This is a genomic window from Nonomuraea longispora, from assembly GCF_004348345.1.
Taxonomy (GTDB): Bacteria; Actinomycetota; Actinomycetes; order Streptosporangiales; family Streptosporangiaceae; genus Nonomuraea; species Nonomuraea longispora.
Map to the genome: position 1 here is coordinate 1 of NZ_SMJZ01000013.1, position 14,841 is coordinate 14,841.

The following is a 14,841-nucleotide window of genomic DNA, read 5'->3' on the forward strand; positions in this document are numbered from 1 at the left end:
GGCCCCCTCCCCGAGCTGCTTGACCTCGGTGTATCCGGGAGCGCTCCACCGCATATGCCTCTCCCATCAGGATGGCCCACCTGATGAGACGTCTGATCAAGGAGTCAGGTTTTCCAGGTGTGCCTGCTTTATGGAACTACTCCCGGGAGAGAACGTGAACGGGGATGGCGATACCTTCTGGGAGTACCGGATCGGGCTCCGGTTCACCGTAGGACGTGACGATGGGCACCACCCCGGCCCACACGGGCAGTTCGTGGTCCTCCTCCTCGTCCTTCGGCGCGCCCCGCCGGATCTTGACCGACGCCTCCTCCAGCGACAGCGCGAGCACGCTCGTGGCGACCAGTTCCTTGCGCGAGGGCCGCCGGGCGTAGTCCCACTGGCCGGGCGCGAGATGTTCGGACAGCGCCCGCAGCGCCTCCATGCGCTCGTCGGGGTCCGTCACGAGCCGGGGCCGGCCGTAGATGATCGCCGAGCGGTAGTTGAAGGAGTGGTTGAAGATCGAGCGGGCGAGCACGATGCCGTCGAGGTGCGTCACCGTCACGCACACCTCGCTCCCGTCGCCGGCCCGCAGGGAGCGCGCGCCGGTGGAACCGTGCAGGTAGAGGGTGTCGCCGATGCGCCCGTAGCCGGTCGGCACCACCATGGGGTGGCCGTCGACGACCACGCCCAGATGGCAGACCAGAGCGGTGTCCAGCACCTCGTGGAGATCGTTCCTGTCGGTGCTGCCGCGCTCCTTGGCGCGGCCGAGCCTGGTGCGTGAAGTGGTGGAGAGCATGGTTCGACCGTACGGGCGAAGTGGACCTATCCTATAGGGCCACTATCGGCCCCTTCGTAGAGACCACTTTCGCCTGTGCACACTCCGCCGTCCACCGTGGCCCGCCGACCGCAGCCTACCGCCCGCACACACGTCGACCTGCCCGTATCCCTGTCACGCGACTCGGTGGAGCCGCTCACGGCGCAGCTGGCCGGCTGGCTGCGCCGTGCCATGCTCGACGGCGCCCTCGCGCCCGGTGAGCGACTGCCGTCCACGCGGGCGCTCGCGGTCCAGCTGGAGGTGAGCAGGACCGTGGTCACCGAGGCCTACCAGCAGCTGTACGCCGAGGGCTGGCTGGACGGGCGGCACGGCTCCGGCACGTACGTGGCGGACATGGACATGCCGCGCCGCCCTCGCAAGCGGCCGTCACAGGAGGCGCGCGTGCCCCCCGAGCCGTTGCCCGCGGCCGGCGTGATCGACCTCACGCCGGGCCGGCCCTGGGTGCGCGACCACGACCGGGCGGCGTGGAAGCGGGCCTGGCGCAAGGCGGCCGACCTGCCGCCAGGGGAATCGCCCGACCCCTACGGCCTGCCGCGGCTCCGTGAACTGCTCGCCGACCACCTGCGCCGGTCCAGGGGAGTGGCCGTCGGCCCCGAGAACGTCCTGGTCACCCGGGGCACCGGCAACGGGCTCGACCTGTGCTCGCTGGCGCTGCTCGGCGCGGGCGCCAGGGCGGGCGTCGAGGATCCCGGCTACCACGTGGCCCGCACGGTCTTCGCGGCCAGGGGCGCGGAGGTGGTGCCGTGCCCGGTGGACGCCGACGGCGTCGTCGTCGACGGACTTCCCCGTGACCTGCGCGTGCTCTACACCACGCCCGCCCACCAGTACCCGCTGGGCGGCCGGCTGCCGATCCCGCGCAGGGAACGCCTGCTGGCCTGGGCCAGGAACACCGGCGCGACGATCGTCGAGGACGACTACGACGCCGAGTTCCGCTACGACGTGGCCCCGCTGCCCGCCCTCTACGGCCTCGACCCCGAGCGGGTGGTGCTCCTGGGAACGCTCTCCAAGACCCTCACACCTGACGTCGGAGTCGGCTGGCTCGTCGGCGACCCCGCGCTCGTCGACCGCGTCGCCGGGCTGCGCCTCTCGGTGGCCGACCGCACCAGCGGCCCCGTGCAGCAGGCCGTCGCCACCCTCCTGGAGCGCGGCGACCTCGACCGGCACCTGCGCAGGATGCGCCTCGAGTACGCGCGCCGCCGCGCACTGGTCGTCGAGCTGCTCGGGCCCGTCTGCGGGCTGCGCGGCGACACGGCGGGGTTGCACGTGCTGGCCGAGCTGCCCGAGGCCGTCGCGCCCGCCGTCGTCGAACGGGCCAGGAAGAGCGGCGTCCTGGTCGACTCCATCGAGCCCCACCACCACGGCCGTCCCCGCCTGCACGGCCTGGTCATCGGCTACGGCTCGGCCCCGTATGCCGACCTCCGGCGCGGCTGCCGCATCCTGGCCGATCTGATCAGGCGGCTGACGGGCTGACAGGGCGGTCCGGAAGCCGCAGGCGGCTGAGGACGGGGAGCGCACGGGCGGCGTGCAGGGGATCGACGGGCAGCACGTTCGCCGCCCACCAGCGGGCGGGACCGGGGTGCGGCGACGCCTCGGCGAAGGCGGGGGCGTAGTCGTCGTAGGGCGGGTCGTACAGGTAACCCGTCGCCACCCCGTGCCGCTCCAACTCGGCGATGGCCGCGTCCCTGTCGCGCACCAGCAGGGGCACGCGGAACAGCGGCTGGTCCAGATGGTCGAGCACGGCGGGCGCGACCGTGGGCAGCTCGGCCAGCCGCCGGACGCCCGCCAGGCGTCGCGCCCGCGTGCGGGGGACCTGGGCCACCCGTCTCGACTGGTACCAGCGGACGAGGTGGCCCCGGCGGCGGCGGTAGTCGTGCAGGTCGGCGCGGACCCAGGGGTCGAACGGCGGCAGCGCGGGCGCCTGCTTGAGCGCCAGCCGCAGTCCCTCGGGGTCGAGCGGGATGCGGTAACCGTCGCGCGGCTCGTGCAGGCCGAGGGCCCGGGAGAGGGCGAGCGCGGGGCGTACGAGGTTGGTGCGGAGCGCCACCTGGCGGGCCGCGGACGTGGCGACACTCATCAGGTCGGCACGCAGGGAGCCCGGGGCCAGCAGGAGGTCGCGGGCGCGCGTCAGCGCCTCCAGGTCGGACCTGTCCTCCACGGCGAGCACGCCGCCCGAGCCGGCCCCCGCGTGCTTGGAGAGGCTGAAGACGCCCGCCTGGCCGAACGTCCCCAGCGGCCGGCCGTCGACGTGGCTCTCCAGGGCGTGGGCCACGTCCTCGATGAGGACCTTGCCGGTGAGGGCGGAGACGCGGTCGGGCAGGCCGTACAGGTTGGTAGTCAGGACGGCGTCCACACCGTCGAGATCGAGCCGTGAGACGTCGATGTTGCCGTCACGGGCGGAGAGCGGCGCGATCACCGGCCGCAGCCCGGCAGCCAGCACCAGGAACAGGATCTCGTCGGCCGAGATGGGCGACATGAGCAGTCGCTGACCGGGCAGGCACCAGTGGCGTAATGCCAGATAGAGGCCGAGCCGGTTGGAAGGAAGCGACAGACAGTGACGACCCGTGCGCTCTGCGATCAAATTCATCCTTGTAGGACAGTACGCAGCTTTCCATAGGTTTTCAACGCCTTGTCGGCCGTCTTGAGCAAGATCGGGTTGGCCATCACCGCGGCGCGTGTCCTGCGCGCGGGCACCCGCAACAGCCAGTGCACCCCCGCCGACGCGCCGGCCCTGGCCACGCGCCCCTCGGCCACCTGCAACTCGCCGGTCTTCAGCTTGTCTTTGTACTCCTTCTGGCCCCGGCCCATGTCGATGACGCGGATGCCGGACCCGGCGGCGCGCTCGGCCATCGCCAGGTGGTGGATGAGGCCAGGGGAGTATTTGGCGAAGCGCGGGTCGTAGGCGGGGAACCAGCCGACCAGCGTGGTGCTCGTGCGCAGCCCGAAGTGCCCGGCCACCGGCTGGTCGTCGGCGTAGACCATGTCGAGCACCCCGGCGAAGCTGTCCGACCGGGTGGCCAGCAGCCGCTCGACCAGCTCCACGATCCACCGCTGGGAGAAGCGGTCGGTGCGGCCCGTGCGACGGTATTGGTCGGTCTTCCAGCCGAGCAGCGTGCGCAGCGGCGCCACGTCGGCGGTCGCGTAGTCGTGGCGGATCTTCCCGGCCTCGCGTTCCAGCTTGCGCGCCTTGGCCAGAGTTGTTTTGTACGTCTTGCCGGAGTGCTGCCTCAGGAACTCGGTGTAGCGCTCGTAGCCCTCGCTCAGGTCGATGATCGGCGACGGGTGCCGCTCGTGCCGGGAGTCGAGCAGCGGCTGCCCGGCCACCAGGTGGTCGAACTCGTAGACCGACAACCCGCAGTTCTTGATCAGCCGGCGGGGGTCGAGCTCGAGGTCCTTGACGTGGACGATGCCCTGCGCGTCGGTGAGCCCGGCGGCCACGGGCTTGCCGATGCCCAGCGGATGCCGCTCGAAGGGGAAGAACCCGACGATCTCCGGGCCGTCGTGCAGCACGGCCACGCGGACGACGTCGCGTACCTCGCCGACCGTGATCGTGAACTCGGGCGACAGGAACGGATTGTCGAAGACGGTGCCGGGCTCCTGCAGGCTCCGCCACCGATCGATCTCGGGCTCTCCCAGCTCACGAGGCAGGGCAAGGGTGACGCGCATGGTCTCCTACTGTGTGCTGCCACTCTCTGTCCAGCGTCTGGGCAGACGTATACCCCCCAGGGTAAAGGATCTCAGCTCTTGGCGGATCGCCCCTGCTCTGGAACGTTACGCAACTCTCAGCTGGCATTCAGCACCGAATGAGGTTCTAATGTGTGTTCATGACCGTACCTGGCATCGACCGTCCCAGCCTGGTCGCGTGGATGGGCCGGAACCTGCCCGACGCCGGCGAGCCCCTGTCCGTCTCGCTGATCCCGGGTGGACGGTCGAACCTGACGTATCTGGTCGAGGCCCGCGACCGCCGGCTGGTTCTGCGCCGGCCGCCGCTCGGTCACGTGCTGCCCACCGCCCACGACATGCGGCGCGAGTTCCGGGTCATCTCGGCGCTCGCGCCGACGCCCGTGCCGGTGCCGGGTCCGGTAGCGTTCTGCGCCGACGAGGACGTGCTCGGGGCGCCGTTCTACCTCATGGAGCACGTGCCGGGCGTTGCCGTGCGGACCAGGGAAGAGCTCGGCGAGCACACGCCTGAGCAGGCGCGGCGGCTGTCGGAGCGGCTGGCCGAGGTGCTGGCCGCCATCCACGCAGTCGACTACCGCGAGGTCGGGCTGGCCGGCTTCGGGCGGCCGGAGGGTTACCTGGCCAGGCAGCTCGACCGGTGGGGCCAGCAGTGGGAGCGCTCGAAGACGGCGGAGTCGCCGGAGTACGACCGGCTCGTCGGCCGGTTGCGTGAGCGGCTGCCCGCCGAGTCGGCCGGCACGCTGGTGCACGGCGACTACCGGCTCGACAACACGCTGATCACGATGGGGGAGCTCGAGATCGCGGCCGTGGTCGACTGGGAGATGTCCACCCTCGGTGATCCGCTGGCCGACCTGGGGCTCACGCTGACGTACTGGCACGACGCCGGGGACGACGAGCGGGCGGGGATCCCGGTGGCGGGCGACGTGACGGTGGCGCCCGGGTTCATGAACGCGGCCGAGTTCGCGAGCCACTACATCAAGGCATCAGGTCGGGATATTTCGGATCTCGGGTTCTATGTGGCCTTCGGCAACTTCAAGCTGGCGGTCATCGTGGAGGGTATCCACGCCCGCTTCCGGCAAGGTAAGACCGTGGGAGAGGGATTCGACCGCATCGGCTCCGCCGTACCCACGCTGATCGCTCGCGCCCACCGCATGCTCGACCAGCACTGACCGCCCCGAGCCCGGCAGACCCTGAGACGCTCGACCAGCCTGGACCCACGGTTTCGACCCCGCAAGGAGCGCCATGAGCACAGTTGCACTGATCACCGGAGCGGCCAGTGGCATCGGAGCCGCCGTGGCACGCCGACTGGCGGCCGGCGGGGTCAAATGCGTGCTCGTCGACCGCGACGGCGAGGGCGCGGAACGCCTGGGCAAGGAGGTCGGCGGCGTCTGGCTGGAGGCCGACGTCAGCCACGAGGAGGCCTCGCTCGAGGCCGTCGCGCTGGCCGAGCGGCAGTACGGCCGGCTCGACCTGGTCCACCTCAACGCCGGCGTCAGCGGGCGGGTGGACCTGACCGACTTCGACGCCGAACGTTACCGCCAGGTGGTCGGCGTGAACGTGGACGGCGTCGTCTTCGGCGTCCGGGCCGGCGTCCCGCTCCTCGCCCGTTCCGGTGGCGGCGCCATCGTGGCGACCGCGTCCCTGGCCGGGCTCGTGGCCTTCTCCGGCGACCCCGTCTACACGATGACCAAGCACGCCGTCGTCGGCCTCGTCAGGGCGCTGGCCGAGCCGCTGGCCGCCCGGAACATCCGCATCGGCGCCGTGTGCCCCGGCTTCACCGACACGCCGCTGGTCGCCGAAACACGAGAGATGTTCGTCAACGCCGGCTTCCCTCTGCTCACCGCCGACGACGTGGCCGCCGCCGTCGAGTCCGCCTTCTACGCGGAGACCCCGGGCACCCTGCTCATCGTCCAGCCCGGTAGGCAGCCGGTCCCCTACCGCTATGCCGGGGTGCCCGGCCCGGCCGGCGGTCAGCGGCCACCGCGTGCTGCTGACGAATAGCGATTTGTGAGCGAGACGATTAGCCTCATCAGGCCGGTGCTGCGTCCGGCCTTTCTGTATGGTCGCCCCTTGCGGGGCACGTCTGGATGAGGAGCGTTCAGTGATTCCGACCGATGGCCGTCATGCGCGCCGACGCTCGCCGTGGCCGATCGCCCTTGGAGCAGGCATCCTCGCGGTCGTCCTCGTGGCGGGCATCATGGTCTACGCCTCACTCACGTCCGGGGAGCGCAGCGAGTTCAGCGGCGCCGAGGTCGCCACGACGGTGCCCAGCGAGCCGGCACCCAAGCTGGACAAGCCGCCCGCGCTGGCCAACTGGCCGCGCTGGGGCGTCACGCACACGCAATACAGTGTCGACAACGAGCCCGAGCAGGTCCAGGACCAGGCCAAGGGCCTGCTCGGCCGGGTGCCGATGGTGCAGAACCAGCACATCATGGGCTGGGGAGTCGGCAACCCCGAGCCGAGCCCGGGGCAGGTCAACTTCCGCGACCTCGACCGGCGGCTGACCTTCATCGCGTCGTCGCGAGGGATGCCGGTGATCACGCTGTGCTGCGCGCCCGACTGGATGAAGGGCGGCAGGGCCGGGCGCACCGACTGGAGCAAGAACCACACCGTCGCCCCCGAGCCCGAGCACTACGACGACTTCGCCGAGCTCGCCGTCAAGGTCGCCAAGCAGTATCCGACCGTCAAGCACTACATGGTCTGGAACGAGTTCAAGGGCTTCTGGGACCCGACCACCAACAAGTGGGACGCCAAGGCGTACACCGAGCTGTACAACAAGGTCTACACGGCCTTGAAGAAGGTGAGCGCCGACATCAAGGTCGGCGGCCCGTACGTCCCGATCGAGAGCAACGCGAACCCCCAGGAGCCCTCCGAGCTCACCGGCCCCTGGGGAAGCGTCGACCAGCGCGCGCTCGACGCCATCCAGTACTGGATCGACAACAAGCAGGGCGCCGACTTCATCGTGGTCGACGGCGCGTCGATGACCACCGACAAAGACAACATCCCCGACGACTTCGGTGCCCAGGCAAAGTTCAGCGCCATCACCTCGTGGCTGCGGCAGAAGAGCGGCGACCTGCCGGTGTGGTGGGCGGAGTGGTACGTCGAGCCGGAGAACTCCGGCTGGAGCGAGGAGCAGCGCACGGCGGTGCAGGCGACGGCGCTGATGGAGTTCGCCACGAGCGGCGTCACTACGGCGCTGTACTGGAACCCGCAGCAGAAGGACGAAACCGGGTGCCCAGGCTGCCTGTGGGCGCCGAAGGTGGGCGGCGAGATGCCGATGGCCGGCCTGCTGAGCGGGTTCACCAAGTGGTTCCCCGCCGGGGTCGAGGTCACCAAGGTCCCCACCTCCGACCAGCGGATCAGAGCCATCGGCCAGGAGCGCCAGGTCGTCATGGTGAACACGTCCGGCGAAGCGGTCAACGCGACCGTCGACGGCAAGCGGGTCACCCTGCGGCCGTACGAGATCAAGTGGGCCGGCCGGGGCATGTGAAGCACCGGACGACAGCACGCCCACCGGATGGCCGCCGCTACCGCGTCGTGGCCCCCCACCAGCGCGGGTGCGGTGAGACCGACGTGCCGCCGCGGGTGACCGGCTGACACGATCGACAACGCGGCAGCCACTCGACCGGCCCGCCGAGCCACGAGCGGCTGAAGCGGACCGGCCGGTGGAGCGACAGCAGCGCCGGACCCACGGCGCGCACGTCGTCAGGACCTCCCGGGGAACAGCAGACGGCGTGGGTTCCCCGGGATTTCAGTTGTTCTGCGCGATGTAGATGAAGCGTTCGATGACCACCGCGATGGCCACCACGAACGCCGGAACCGCCAGGAACAACAGGCGTTTACGCGCCTTGCGCGCCCGGGCGGGGCCGTTCAGGCGGATGATCTCATAGCCGAACAGCGCCACCCAGGTCACGACCAGCGCCCCGATGCCCACCGGCGTCCACGGCGAGGTGGGGTCGCCGCGGCCCTTGTAGGGGTGTGGCTCGGGGATCTCGGTCCCCCTGACGAACTTCTTCCAGGTGTAGAGCGCCGCGTCGTCGTTGGAGTACACCCGTTTCAGATGGGGCGAGGCGTCCAGCGCCGCGCGGAACTTCTCCCCCCAGTCCACCGGATAACCCTCGTTGAGCTGCAGGTAGCTCACCTGGCCGGTGCTCACCATCAGGTACGAGTTACGTGGCTGCCCCTGCAGCGCCTTCACCGCGTCGGTGATCTTCGTCGGGTCCTTGTGCACGAGCGCCTGCTCGTTGAAGGCGACCAACTCGACGTCCCGCTCGCCCCACGGCAGGGTCGGCGTGACCTCCGGCCCCAGCTTGGGCACCAGATAAAGCACCCTGGCGCTGGGCTTGTCGTGGTCGTAGACGTGGTGCAGGGCCGCCACCTCGCCGGTGGTGACCCGCTCGAACTTCTCGTTGCCGTACCTCGCCAGCAGGAACGCCATCGCGAACACCACCGCGAAGCACGCCGCGAGCACGACCGAGATCTTCCTGGTCAGCTCGGGGTTGAAGCGCACGTTCCGCTTACGCAGCGGCACGGTCTCCTCGCGTACGTCGGCGCTGTCGGCCGGCAGGTTGGGGAAGAACGCGTATGCGGCCAGCAGGCACGCACCGGGCAGCGCGAACATGTAGATGCGCAGCCCGATCTCGCCGCCGTAGCTCTGCAGGCCCAGAGCCAGCACGGGCACGCAGAGCAGGACCAGCGCCGACCTGTCGAACACCCCGCGCCGCAGCCGCCGGAACAACCCGGCCGCCGCCAGCCCGAGGATCACCACCAGGATGCCGAGCCGGGCCTGCAACACCATCGCGTGGGCGGGGTCGGTGCCCTCGATCCGGTCGCCGGTGTTGCTGCGCAGGTTGGACAGGACGTTGCCCAGCCCGCCGAAGATCGTGTCGATCTGGCTGGACCAGAAGCCGACCGTCATGTAGCTGATCCAGGCCGCCACCACGAGCCCGAGGAAGAACGGCAGCCCCCATGTCAGCGACGTACGCTTGACCAGCAGGAACGCCGTCACCACACCGAGCATCATGAACGGCGTGATCTGGTGCGAGGCCACCGACGCGATGAAGAGCGCCAGCAACATCATGAGCATGAGCAGCTTGTCGGCCCGGTAGGTGCCGGTGTTGGCCAGCTCGCCCGGCGTCATGGCGTCGAGCCTGCCGAGCAGCTTGCGCAGGCCCTTGGTCGCGATCGGCCGGGTCCGGGGCTCGACCCGCCCGAACCATCTCAGCAGGATCGCCACGAACGCCAGATACAGGGCGAACGTGAAGCCCTGCGGCGAGAAGTAGTCCTGCCCGATCCACTGCACCAGCACGAACAGCAGCGCCGCGAACCACCGCGCCCGCGTGGTCGCCACCACCTGGCGCAGGATCAGCACGAACGGGAGCAAGTAGAGCAGGTTCGACAGGAGCGGCGTCCACTGCAGGATCGTCGTCATGTCGCTGATGCCGGCGGCCTTCGTCACGAACGCGAACAACGCGAAGAAACCCGGCCAGCCCATGCGGGCGTCGATGCTGATCGCCGTCTCGCCCGTCCTGCTGATGAACTCCACGAAACCCGCATGGATGTACGCCGTGGGGAAACGCGGCTCACTGGCCACCAGCGACCCGACGCCGTGCAGCGCGAACGCGATGGCGGCGATCTGGAACAACAGCAGGAACTTGCGGTCGGTGCTCTGGGCGACCGTGACGAAGAACGACACGATCATGATCAGGATCGCGAGGAACGCGGTGACGGGCAGCGCCGAGATCAGCCCGAGACCGTCGATGTCCGCCGGGTCCACACCTCGCAGCGGCCCCGGGGAGACCTTGACGGCGAGGATGAACATGAGCAGACCCTCAAGGACCAGCACCACGGGCAACCACCGGGGCGCGCTGGCGATCAGCGCGCTGACGCGGGCCCGCAACGCCTGCGGTTGCGCCGTCGCCCGCACCTGGGCGATCGGCCCTCCGGCCGGCCCCTGGGGTCCCTCCAGCGCCACACCTACGGGCCCCTGAGGCGGCGCCCCGACGGGCGGCGCACCCACGCCCGCGGGCGGCGCTCCGGCGCCGGCGTGGGGGCCTCCCGCCGCGGGGGGCACTGCGACGTTCGGGTTGGTGGCGCGGGAGTCATCCTCGGTGCCCGGTTTCCCGCCGAGTGCCCCGGACCACGTCCCACCGGGCGGTTGCGCATGCCCGGCCGGCTGCGGGCCGCTCGCGGATCTCGAGTCGTTACCGGTCTGAGCACCGCCGGCCGGTTGCTGCGCGTCGCCGGAAGAACCCCCGCCCTGCACGGTGTGGGCCGAGCCGCTCGCCGGCTGCGGACGGACCGTCTGGGGCCCGCTCGCCGGCTGCGGTCGGACGGTCTGGGGCCCGCTGGCCTGGCCGGTCCCGGTTGTGCTGCTCTGTCCGCGCGTGGCCGAGCTGCTGTGTTCGCGTCCGTCGGTGCCGGCTTGCTCGCGCCCGGTAGCCGCCGCGCCAGTGCCGACCTGCCCGATCGCGCGCGTCTTCTCGCTGTCGCCGACTTGCCGCGTTGCGCTGGGTTCGCCGCGTCCGCCGGCGGGTGCGCCTGTGCTTGCCCTGCCGCTGCCGCTGCCGGCGTCACCCTGTGACCTACCGGTGCCCTGCGACGTGCCGGAACTTCGCGATGTGGCGGTGCCCTGAGGACCGCCGGGCGGTGGGGTCGGACCGCCGGATGGCTTGCCCTCGGACGGTCGTGTGCCGGTGCCGGGCTTCGTCTTGCCGGACGTCTTCGAGCCGCTGGCGGGTTTCGTACCGCCGGAGGGTTGAGCGGTGGCGGCGGCCCGCGCCGCGCCGTACGGTCGCGATCCCACGGACGGCCGCGCACCACCGGCCGGTTTCGTCTCCCCGGACGCCTGGGAACCTCCCGGCGGTTGCGAGGAACCGCCGGATGCCTGCGATCCCGCCGACGGCTCCGCTGAACCCCCGGACGGTTGCGATCCACCGGGCCCCGCAGAACCGCCGGACCCCGGAGAAGCACTGGACTCCGGAGAAGGGGCGGACTCCGGAGAAGCACCCGGAGGTTGTGGGTCGCCCTTGCCCGACGCCGGTGGCACCGGGAGGCGGATGGCCGTGGTGCGGTCGGGGCCGGGATCGGCGGTGGTCTCGGCGGCCTCCGCCTCGCTCTCCTCAGACGTGCCGGAGCCCTCACCAGGGGGCTCGAACGTCAGCTTCGGGATGATCCCGGTAGCCTCCGGATCGAAGGGCACGTCTGAGTCCTCCTTGTCCCCGCGCGCGTCCGGGGAGCCCGTGGTCCCCGGTGTCGTCACGCCATCGCTGTCCCGTTGCCTCGCGTTGACCATCATGCGGTCCTGGACGACCCCTGAGTGACAGCCGGTCGACCTGTATCGCCGAATCCGAGAATCTTACGCAGATTTCCGAAGATCAACAGCGCCACGAGCAGTTCGCTGGCCAGCAGCCCGTATCCCACCGCGTTCACCCCGGCGAAGGGGAACAGCGCGAGCGTGGAGACCAGCACCAGGACGGCCAGCCCGATCTGGACGACGGCCAGCGTGCGCGCCCTGCTCTGGGCCCGGAGCCCGCTCAGATAAACCTCGATCAGCACCCGGGGCAGCACGGCGAGCGCCATGAGCCGCAGCAGCGTCGTGCCCTCCTCGGCGAAGGCGGGCCCGAAGACGGTCAGGATGAGTGGCGCACCGGCGATCGCCACCGTGATGATGGGTACGACGATCATGAAGGCCCGCCGCAACGCCCGCCGGCAGTTCTCCGCCAGCTGGGACCGGTCGAAGGAGCCCTCGACGGTCAGCGACACCGCCATGTTCATGGCCAGCAGTTCGATCATGCTGGCCAGGGTGTGCGCCATCGAGAAACGCCCGAACGTGGCCTCGCCCACCTGGGTGGCGACGACCACGGGCACCAGGTAGACGATGGCCAGGATCGACAGCGTCCCGGGGAAGTCGCCGGCCAGGAACCTTCCAATCTCGCGCAGACGAGGGGGCTGCTGCTCCGCGCCGGCCTGCCTGGTGTGCCGGGGCACCACGACGCCGAAGATCAGGAAGTTGATCGGGATCAGGGCGAGCGCAGTCGGGATGACCCAGGAGGCGAAGATGCCGCCCGTGGGCAGCGCGCCGGCGAGCGCCACCAGCAGGCCCATCTTGACCAGGCCGAAGATGAGGTTGTTCAACGGTACGAACGGCGCCCTGCGCAGGCCCGTCAGCACGACGTCCTGGAGGGTGAAGACGGCCCACACCACCACGGACGCCAGGAAGAACAGTCCGGGCCCGAACCCGGCGAGCACGGAGTAGGTCTCGCCCCACAGCGGCAGCGTCAGCAGGAAGCCGACCGCCGCGACCCCGCCCGTGGCGGCGGCCAGGCCGTACCCGCGCAGGATGAGCTCGGGCGTGCGGCGGCCGGCCACCGGCAGGTAGCGGGCGAGCGCACCGACGAACCCGAGCGCGACCAGCGACGCGAACAACCGCATCGCGGTGATCACCGCCTGGCCGCGGCCGAACTCCTCGGGGGAGTAGTAGTGGGCGGCCAGCAGCCAGTAGCCCATGCCGAGCACGCCGGTGATGACGGTGTTCGCCATGAGCGCGTAACCCTGCCGGAAGAGCGGGTTGCGCAGGTCGACGAGGATCCGTCCCCAGACCTTAGACATTGCCGCGCACCCGCTGCAGCCCGTACCTCGTCCTGCGCACGACGGCGTACCCCTTGGTGAGGATGCGCTCGCGCATGTAGATGAGAGGTACGGCGGTGCCTTCGACGGCGCGCTTGAACATGTTGATGGTCGTGCCCTTGCCGACCGTCAACCGGGGGATGGCCAGCATGTCGTGCCGGTCCGCGGCGATCGTGTTGCTGACGGCGCAGGCGGCGAAATAGCCGGCTTTGCGCACCTCACGGCGTACGCGGGCGCTGGAGTAGCCGTAGGGGTAGGCCATGGTGGCGACCGGCGCGCCGATCTTCTCCTCCAGCAGGCCCTTGTTCCTGCGCAGCTCCTGACGCAGGTCCTCGATGCGGAGCTGGTCGAGCTGGGGGTGGCTGTGGCTGTGGCCGCCGATCTCGATGCCGGTCTGCGCGGCTTCGCGGGCCTGCCCCCAGGACAGCATGCCGTCCAGGGGCCTGCCCGCCGCGTCCTTGCCCGCGTCGGACACCCAGCCGCTGGTCAGGAAGACCGTGGCGGGGAAGTTGTAGCGTTCGAGCAGCGGCAGCGCGTGGCTGTGGAAGTCGGCGTAGCCGTCGTCGAAGGTCACCACGATCGGCTTGTCGGGCATGGAGCGGCCGTTGTTCTTGTTGAGTGAGGCCACCAGGTCGCCCAGCGTGAGCGGGGTGAAGCCGCGCTCCGACAGGTAGGCCAGCTGCTCGGCCAGGTCGGAGGGCCGCACCGAGTGCGGCCGCGTCTCGTCGTTGGGGCTGTCGGTGACCGAGTGGTACATCAGGATCGGGACACGGATCATGAGCGCGCCGCCTTCAGTCGTGCCGTGCCCACCACGTAGCCCCAGGTCGTCCAGGCCAGCCCGATGACGATCGCGGCGGCCCTGCCGAGCCCTCCGACGTCGCCCCGCAGGGCCTCGCCGATCCCGCGCAGCGCGCCGAGCGGCAGTGTCTTGATCGCGTGCGCCCGCTCGCTGGCCAGCCCGTCCTGGGTGCCGACCTCCTGCGTCACCAGGGCCTTCGACAGGCCCTCCGCGTAGCATCTGGACCGGAAGTAGGCGAAGCCCTCGCGCTGCTTCGACACCTTGTGCCCGATCACCGCGCGCGGCTCGAACAGCATGACGGAGCCGGGTTTGCGCTGGGTGAGCCGGATGCAGAACTCGGTCTCCTCGCAGCCCAACGGGCGCGACCTGCGCCCCTGGACGCTGCGCCCGATGCCGCTGTGGAAGCCGCCCACCTCGGACACGACGTCGCGCAGGAAGGCGGCGTTGCCGCCCATCACGTTGCGGATCGGCGCCCTGACCGCGGGCATGCCGCGGTAGGTGCAGCCGACCGTCCAGTCGAACTCGTACGGGAACCACCGCGGCCGCCTGCCGGACGCCCACAGGGGGTCGGTGCGACCGCCCACGCCCACCACGCCGGATTCCTGGAAGCCCTCCTCCAAAGCTTCCAGCCATCCGGCATCGGCGACGGCGTCGTCGTCGAGGAACGCGATGATCTCACCGTTGGCCGTGGCCACGCCGGTGTTCTTGCCTCCGGACAACCCCTGCTCGTGCGTGTTCTCCACCACGATGGCCTGTGGATATTCGCGCTTGAGCTTGAGGTGCAGGTCGGGGTTGTGGTCGACCACCAGGATCAGCTCGTGGGCCGGGCGGGTCTGGTTCTCGACCGACTCGACTGCCTGCCTGATGTCCTCCCACCGGTCCTCGGTGTAGACGCAGATGACAACAGACGTGTTCACAACGG

11 protein-coding genes are annotated in these 14,841 nt (G+C 70.4%); 4 read left to right on the forward strand and 7 right to left on the reverse strand.

The features are described 5' to 3' along the window. Window positions 1-136: 136 nt before the first annotated feature. Window positions 137-775, reverse strand: coding sequence for a pyridoxamine 5'-phosphate oxidase family protein (locus E1267_RS05720; protein WP_132330511.1), 639 nt, complete (start codon window positions 773-775; stop codon window positions 137-139). A 165-nt stretch (window positions 776-940) separates the two neighbouring features. On the opposite strand from E1267_RS05720, the gene pdxR reads away from it, so the two are divergent. Beyond that, window positions 941-2,284: a MocR-like pyridoxine biosynthesis transcription factor PdxR gene (gene pdxR, locus E1267_RS05725; protein ID WP_246063497.1), complete on the forward strand. Its 1,344-nt coding sequence runs from the start codon at window positions 941-943 to the stop codon at window positions 2,282-2,284. On the opposite strand, the gene E1267_RS05730 is transcribed toward pdxR, so the two are convergent. Beyond that, window positions 2,265-3,398 (reverse strand): DegT/DnrJ/EryC1/StrS family aminotransferase, encoded by a 1,134-nt coding sequence (locus tag E1267_RS05730; RefSeq protein ID WP_132330513.1) that lies wholly within the window; start codon window positions 3,396-3,398, stop codon window positions 2,265-2,267. The genes pdxR and E1267_RS05730 overlap by 20 nt on opposite strands. Next, entirely contained in the window at window positions 3,395-4,477 is a 1,083-nt protein-coding gene (locus E1267_RS05735; protein WP_165959474.1) for a GNAT family N-acetyltransferase, read from the reverse strand. Before E1267_RS05735 ends, E1267_RS05730 begins: the two co-directional genes overlap by 4 nt. Before the next feature lie 158 nt (window positions 4,478-4,635). Here E1267_RS05735 and E1267_RS05740 point away from each other — a divergent pair, with 158 nt between their 5' ends. From E1267_RS05740 to E1267_RS05750, 3 genes are all read left to right on the forward strand, one after another. After that, on the forward strand, window positions 4,636-5,661 hold the full coding sequence (locus E1267_RS05740; protein ID WP_132330515.1) for a phosphotransferase family protein: 1,026 nt from the start codon (window positions 4,636-4,638) through the stop codon (window positions 5,659-5,661). A gap of 73 nt (window positions 5,662-5,734) precedes the next feature. Continuing rightward, window positions 5,735-6,493 (forward strand): SDR family oxidoreductase, encoded by a 759-nt coding sequence (locus E1267_RS05745; protein ID WP_132330517.1) that lies wholly within the window; start codon window positions 5,735-5,737, stop codon window positions 6,491-6,493. A 100-nt stretch (window positions 6,494-6,593) separates the two neighbouring features. Beyond that, the gene (locus E1267_RS05750) at window positions 6,594-7,982 is read left to right on the forward strand and encodes a glycoside hydrolase family protein (protein WP_246063499.1); all 1,389 of its coding nucleotides are present in this window, start codon (window positions 6,594-6,596) and stop codon (window positions 7,980-7,982) included. Window positions 7,983-8,243: 261 nt separating this feature from the next. Here the strand turns inward: E1267_RS05750 and E1267_RS05755 are convergent, their stop codons facing one another. The 4 genes from E1267_RS05755 to E1267_RS05770 form a co-directional block, all read right to left on the reverse strand. Beyond that, complete coding sequence (locus E1267_RS05755) at window positions 8,244-10,466, reverse strand: hypothetical protein (protein ID WP_132330521.1); 2,223 nt, start codon at window positions 10,464-10,466, stop codon at window positions 8,244-8,246. Between the two features lie 1,319 nt (window positions 10,467-11,785). After that, window positions 11,786-13,102 carry a lipopolysaccharide biosynthesis protein gene (locus E1267_RS05760; protein ID WP_132330523.1) on the reverse strand — a complete coding sequence of 439 codons (1,317 nt, stop codon included), beginning with the start codon at window positions 13,100-13,102 and terminating at the stop codon, window positions 11,786-11,788. Further along, window positions 13,095-13,898 carry a polysaccharide deacetylase family protein gene (locus tag E1267_RS05765; protein ID WP_132330525.1) on the reverse strand — a complete coding sequence of 268 codons (804 nt, stop codon included), beginning with the start codon at window positions 13,896-13,898 and terminating at the stop codon, window positions 13,095-13,097. The genes E1267_RS05760 and E1267_RS05765 overlap by 8 nt, the downstream gene beginning before the upstream one ends. Further along, entirely contained in the window at window positions 13,895-14,836 is a 942-nt protein-coding gene (locus tag E1267_RS05770; protein WP_132330527.1) for a glycosyltransferase family 2 protein, read from the reverse strand. The genes E1267_RS05765 and E1267_RS05770 overlap by 4 nt, the downstream gene beginning before the upstream one ends. Between the last annotated feature and the right edge of the window lie 5 nt (window positions 14,837-14,841).